The organism is Phaeodactylibacter xiamenensis (assembly GCF_000759025.1).
GTDB lineage: Bacteria > Bacteroidota > Bacteroidia > Chitinophagales > Saprospiraceae > Phaeodactylibacter > Phaeodactylibacter xiamenensis.
Map to the genome: position 1 here is coordinate 1 of NZ_JPOS01000112.1, position 6567 is coordinate 6567.

The 6567-nt window shown below is 36.2% G+C and carries 7 protein-coding genes; all 7 read left to right on the forward strand.

The genetic code is table 11. The features are described from left to right. Positions 1-1296: 1296 nt before the first annotated feature. On the forward strand, positions 1297-1437 hold the full coding sequence (locus IX84_RS33665) for a hypothetical protein (RefSeq protein ID WP_160213997.1): 141 nt from the start codon (positions 1297-1299) through the stop codon (positions 1435-1437). Positions 1438-1560: 123 nt separating this feature from the next. Continuing rightward, positions 1561-1776, forward strand: coding sequence for a hypothetical protein (locus IX84_RS34790; RefSeq protein WP_044230213.1), 216 nt, complete (start codon positions 1561-1563; stop codon positions 1774-1776). Positions 1777-1811: 35 nt separating this feature from the next. Then, the gene (locus tag IX84_RS31765) at positions 1812-2234 is read left to right on the forward strand and encodes a type II toxin-antitoxin system death-on-curing family toxin (protein ID WP_394333443.1); all 423 of its coding nucleotides are present in this window, start codon (positions 1812-1814) and stop codon (positions 2232-2234) included. 817 nt (positions 2235-3051) lie between these two features. Beyond that, on the forward strand, positions 3052-3279 hold the full coding sequence (locus IX84_RS29980; protein ID WP_152605309.1) for a hypothetical protein: 228 nt from the start codon (positions 3052-3054) through the stop codon (positions 3277-3279). Between the two features lie 58 nt (positions 3280-3337). Beyond that, the gene (locus tag IX84_RS29985; protein ID WP_044230218.1) at positions 3338-3841 is read left to right on the forward strand and encodes a hypothetical protein; all 504 of its coding nucleotides are present in this window, start codon (positions 3338-3340) and stop codon (positions 3839-3841) included. Further along, on the forward strand, positions 3838-5652 hold the full coding sequence (locus IX84_RS29990) for a collagen binding domain-containing protein (RefSeq protein ID WP_044230220.1): 1815 nt from the start codon (positions 3838-3840) through the stop codon (positions 5650-5652). The genes IX84_RS29985 and IX84_RS29990 overlap by 4 nt, the downstream gene beginning before the upstream one ends. A gap of 717 nt (positions 5653-6369) precedes the next feature. Next, positions 6370-6567 (forward strand): hypothetical protein (locus tag IX84_RS34260; protein ID WP_238578359.1); only part of this gene is annotated, 198 nt, incomplete at its 3' end.

Genomic DNA, 6567 nt, shown 5'->3' on the forward strand with positions numbered 1-6567 from the left:
CGAGAATCAGGAATCTGGAAATTTTGAACAGGGAAACGTTGATTGAATCAATTTGAAAACCTAAGATCAGAAATCAAGAACTCGAGATTTGGAGAACCGGAAACTGATTTTGACAAATCTGGGAAATCGAATTGAGTAAATCAGGAATCAAAAATCAGGTTGAATCTTCTGTAGATTGAGATATGAATCCGGAAATAGGTTGATTACCGTTAGATTTTTGGTTGATTAGAGATTAGAATCGATCAAATTGAAGAACCAGAATCCTGAAATCGAATCAACTGAAAACCAAGAGATTAAAATCAGTTGAAAAAAATTGAACAGCCGCCTTTTGGATAGTCCAGAATTTGAAATGGGCCCTTTTTTGAAATCGGTGAAAAGGAATAAAGCGGCAACCCATAACAATGGCTACACACAAGCTGGGTAAAAATCTACGAATGAAAAAAGAGAATGAAAAGCCCGCTGCAGTCAGCAAAAGCCAGGCTGCGCCATCATCGCCTTTTGCTGTCTGCGCTAGTATTGGTGAAATCGAACGAAAAGATTAATTTTAGAATCCCAGCCTGCGTGTAGCCGGGCCGTTATGGGGTACCGCATCAGAATTGGCATTCTATGGAATTGAAAATATGAATTGTCCCGCCTCAAAAATGAAAACTCAGAATCGAGAATTGTCCATAAATCGAGAATTTGAGTTCCAAATCGGGTAACTGAAATTTCGGAAAGGCGGGTAAAGGTCCTGTCGAGTATTGTATTCTTTACGGTGAATCGGACAGAAAACGAAAAACTTGGATTCTTAAGATTAACCGGGCCCATCTTGAAAAATGAGATTGGTTTTTTCAGAAGGAGATTAGGTTTAGGCGGCTTTTGAAATAGAAATCAGGAATTTGAGTGTCGTCCAAAAACAGAATTTGTAAATCTGGGATCTGGAAATTTTGAACAGGGAATCGTTTGTTGAATCAATTTGACAACCAAGATCAAAAACTCGAGATTTGGAGAACCTGAAACTGATTTTGATGAATTCGAGAGATTAAGTTGAGTAAATCAGGAATCAAAAATCAGGTTGAATCTTCTGGAGATTGAGATCAGAATCCGGAAACAGGTTGATTATCGTCAGATTTTTGGTTGATTTAAGATTAGGATCGATCAAATTGAAGAACCAGAATCCTGAAATCGAATCAACTGAAAATCAATAGATTAAAATCAGTTGAAAAGAATTGAACAGCCGCCTTTTGGTTAGTCCAGAATTTGAAATGGGCCCTTTTTTTGAAATCGGTTAAAAGAATAAAGCGGCAACCCATAACAATGGCTACACACAAGCTGGGTAAAAATCTACGATTGAAAAAAGAGAATGAAAAGCCCGCTGCAGTCAGCAAAAGCCAGGCTGCGCCATCATCGTCTTTTGCTGCCTGCGCTAGTATTGGTGAAATCAAACGAAAAGAGTAAATTTAGAATCCCAGCCTGCGCGTAGCCGGGCCGTTGCCTGCAAGTTAGGTAAGAAACTAAAATTTGTGAATGAGTGTTAAGAAAAGTTGAACAGGTTGATGACCGTAAAAAGTAAAAAATAGGATGAATATCGGGAAAGTAGATAAAGAGGTTCTTAAGTCAGTAATCACAGAGGTTTTGATAGAGAACCCAAATTATTTTAAGGAGATTCTGACAGAGATTTTGTCCGAGAATAGCATCATTGATTCAAATGTCAGGAATGAGAGGTCGAATAGATTGAAAGAGATGATTGAGGAGGATTTCGATAAATATGGAGAAGTTTTTAAATCTCTTGCTTAAGAGATGGAGTACCTGGAAAGAGAAGATATTTCCTGATAAATCGCATGACGATTGATCAACATGGAGGGAATTTTGTGCCACCTAACAACCTGCTAAATGAAAATGGATTAGAATATGTGATAGATGCAGTAAAAGGAGAGGTATTTGGGCAAGAAATCTATTCAAAAATATTTGAAAAGGCAGCAGTTTACATGTTTTCGATAATATCCAATCATGTATTTCAAGACGGGAATAAACGGACAGGATTAGGAAGTGGGCTGTTATTCATGAAGTTAAATGGGTACAAACTAAAAGAAGACCTTTCAAAAATAGAAATAGGAGATAAACAAGTTCCAAAATCAGGATCGGGAACAAATGAAATCCTGTTCAACTTTACAATGGAAATGGCATCAGGTGAAATAAGTTTGGATGAATCGAGGAAATGGTTTGAAGAGAATATTGAATCATTCAGAAATTAAGAATACCCGGAAAAACCACCTGCAGGCAACAATGGCTACATGCCATGCCGGTAAAATCTTCGAAAGGAAAATCGAGATTGAAAAACCCGCGCAGGCAGCAAAAGCCAGGCTGCGCCAAATTGGCCTTTTGCTGCCTGCGCTAGTATTTGTGAAATGAAACGAAAATGGTAAATTTAGAGTCCGGCACGTCACGTAGCCGGGCCGTTATGGGGTACCGCATCAGAATTGGTATTCTATGGAATTGAAAGTATGAATTGTCCCGCCTCAAAAATGAAAACTCAGAATCAAGATTTCGCCATAAATCGAGAATTTGAGTTCCAAACTGGGTAATTGAAATTTTGGAAAGGCGGGTAAAGGTCCTGTCGAGTATTGTATTCTTTACGGTGAATCGGATAGAAAAACGAAAAAATTGAATTCTTAAGATTAACCGGGCCCATTTTGAAAAATGAGATTGGTTTTTTCAGATGAGATTTACGTTTAGGCGGCTTTTGAAATAGAAATCAGGAATTTGAATCTCGTCCAAGAATAGAATTTGGGAATCAGGAATCTGGAAATTTTGAACAGGAAACTGTTGATTGAATCAATTTGAGAACCAAGATTAGAAATTCGAAGAACCTGAATCTGATTTTGATGAATTTGGGAAATCGAATTGAGTAAATCAGGTTGAATCTTCTGGAGATTGAGGCCTGAATCCTGAACCAGATTGATTATCTTCCAATTTTTGGTTGATTTTAGATTCAAGAAGATCAAATTGAAGAATCAAGATTTTGAAATTGAATCGACTGAAAATCAGCAAATTGAAATCAGTTGAAAAGAATTGAACAGCCGCCTTTTGGATAGTCCAGAATTTGAAATGGGCCCTTTTTTTGAAACGGTGAAAAGAATAAAGCGGCAACCCATAACAATGGCTACACTCAAGCTGGGTAAAAATCTACGATTGAAAAAAGAGAATGAAAAGCCCGCTGCAGTCAGCAAAAGCCAGGCTGCGCCATCATCGTCTTTTGCTGCCTGCGCTAGTATTGGTGAAATCAAACGAAAAGAGTAAATTTAGAATCCCAGCCTGCGCGTAGCCGGGCCGTTCCAGCCAACGAAAAAAAACAAAAATGAATAACAACGGGAAGGAAGCAAAAAAAAATTCAATATGGTTAGAGTATACTCTGAAGACAATTTCAGGAATACTTGTAATTGTTGTTGTAGCAGTAATTCTGCATAAACTTGGAATAAATAAAGATGGTGAACCTACTAAAAAAGAAGAGATAGTTAAACCCATAGAAAAAACAGAACCTACTGACACAAAAGAAGTCAAAACTGAAGATGTTAAAAATAGTAGTGTAGTTCTGAATCCAACTACAGAAGATGAAAGACCAAATTTGGTTTTTGAGCTAAGTGGGATTATTTTGGATTATGAAAACAATGATGTTGTAGGTGGAGCAAAGGTATTTTACGGTGATAAAATAATGACCACCAACCCTGATGGAACATTTAAAATTTCTACACCGTCAAAAGAAGGAAAAAAAATTAGAATTTTAAAAGAAGGATACGCTGAATATACAGATTACATAACTCCACCTCATGATAACCTCACCATCAAAATTAGAAAAAAATGAAATCAATATTTACGACCTTTATCTTTTTAGTAATTACTACTTTTTCATTTTCTCAAACTATGATTCTTAAGGGTACACTTGTAAATAAAAATACTGGTGATGTCATAGAAAATGCAAGAGTTTCAATACGTGATGATTTTGCCACAACTACTACGCATGGACAATTTCAATTGGATTTAACTAAAGGAGAAGCAAGGTACAAGGTCGGAGACCAGCTTGACATGGAAGTTCGCCATGAAATATACGGCTATCATACATTGAGAATAACAATTCCTTCAAACCTTCTCCAAAACATTGAAATCGAACCAAATAAGTTTATAAGCATATCGGGAACTGTAAGTGATGCAAATTCGGGTGACCCATTAGAAGGCATAGAGGTGAGTATTGTTTCCGAAAGCGATACTTATGAAAATAAAAACAGTAACTTAACTTCCGTCACCGACAAATTTGGAGGATACCAAATTATTACATTGAGAAGTCTAATTGGAAATCAGAATTATGTGAGATACAAATTTTATGACCCAAAAGGAAAATACTTTTTCATTGAGAAGACTTTAAGCACCAGCCATCAAGATATTAAGCTAACAAGTAAATCAAGTTTAAATACAAACCTTAAAGAATACGTTGAAGATGTTAAAGTAAGGGTATCACAATACGTATCTATTCAAAAACCAAAAGTCTTTATAGATTTACCAAAAGAACTTAGGGAATGCATTGTAGAATACTCAAAAGACGGAAACAATTTCCAAAAGTATTATGAAAGTGGAATAGAAGACTTTGACGGTAATGACAAATTATACATTAAAATAATTTCAATTGAGGGAGAGGAAGTTGGGATTGCAAAAAGAGAAGGTTTCATAATTGAAAAAGAGAAGGAATTGTTAAAGAATTTTTCCATGTCGAGTTCAAATAGTTTCATTTCATGTCGATTCGATGAATGTAGAATATATAGCACCCTATTTAAGTCATTAAGAGCAGAAAAAATTGGTCTAAGTAGGTTTGAGGACAGATACGAGATGTTTATAAATTTAGATGATTATAGAGATTCCGACGCAACATTTGAATGCTTTGACCCAATAAAAAATTTCATACCGTTAGCACCAAGTCAAAAAATTTACATGGACTTTTTCTATCCCGACGGAACTATTGTAAAGAAATTCACAATAGTTGATTCCTATTCAAATGACAACCTTAACTTATACACGTTACTTACACCGTTAAAAAGTGAATATCCAAATGTTTGGGCAAAGTACATTGGCAGGAGACATTACGGTTCTGAAAGTAAATATGCATTACTGTTTGGATTTGGAGGTCGTTGCCTTGAAGAAGAACTGAAATTAAGTTATGACATTCATGGTTATGGCATGAAACCTCACCTTGAAGGTGCTGCCTACGGTGATGAATTCTCAAATTATATCACAATTGAAGAGCCACAAAATGATACTATATACTTTAACTTACATATAAGAGGAGAACTTGTTAATTCGATTGGATACTTGTTCAGAAAAAGAGAATATCTAACAGATTACATTGAAATCATGGGAATGCCCACGCTTACATGTTGGAGTGAAAACAAAGATAAAATAGGATGCTCAAAAGGTGATAGCAGAATTGAACAGTTTATGCCAATTGAAGGCTTTTACTATGGATTTGAAAAAAATAACCTAACTAATTGGATGAAGATTGACGACATAATGTCTGATAAATCTATTTCATTAGATGCTCCAAATCATGGAGAGGTAATATTTTATCAATACGTTTACAAAGACAAAACTAAATCCGAAATACAATTCGAAAAACTAATTGAATAGAGAAATGAACGCTGGCTGGAACAATGCATACCCGTCAAGCTGCCCTATGCGGGCAGCCTGCGGGTATGCGGGACGTTATGGGGTACCGCATCAGAATTGGCATTCTATGGAATTGAAAGTATGAATTGTCCCGCCTCAAAAATGGAAACTCAAAATCGAGAATTGTCCAGAAATCGAGAATTTGAGTTCCAAATCGAGGAATTAGAATTTTGAAACGGCGGGTAAAAGTCCTGTCGAGTATTGTATTTTTTACGGTGAATCGGGCAGAAAACGAATAATTTGGATTCTTAAGATTAACCGGGTCCATCTTGAAAAATGAGATTGGTTTTTTCAGAAGGAGTTTGAGTTTAGGCGGCTTTTGAAATAGAAATGAGGAATTTGAATCTCATCCAAAAACAGAATTTGGGAATCAGGAATCTGGAGATTTTGAACTGGAAACCGTTGATTGAATCAATTTGAAAACCTAAGATCAGAAATCAAGAACTCGAGATTCGGAGAACCTGAAACTGATTTTGATGAATCTGGAAAATCGAATTGAGTAGAATCAGGAATCAAAAATCAGGTTGAATCTTCTGGAAATTGAGACCTGAACCCTGAAACAGATTGATTATCGTCCGATTTTTGGTTGATTTTAGATTCAAGAAGATCAAATTGAAGAATCAAGATTTTGAAATTGAATCAACTGAAAATCAAGAAATTGAAATCATTTGAAAAGAATTGAATAGCCGCCTTTTGGTTAGTCCAGAATTTGAAATGGGCCCTTTTTTTGAAACGGTGAAAAGAATAAAGCGGCAACCCATAACAATGGCTACACACAAGCTGGGTAAAATTCTACGATTGAAAAATCAGAAAAGGAAGTCCGCTGCAGTCAGCAAAAGCCAGGCTTCGCCAGTTTCGCCTTTTGCTGCCTGCGCT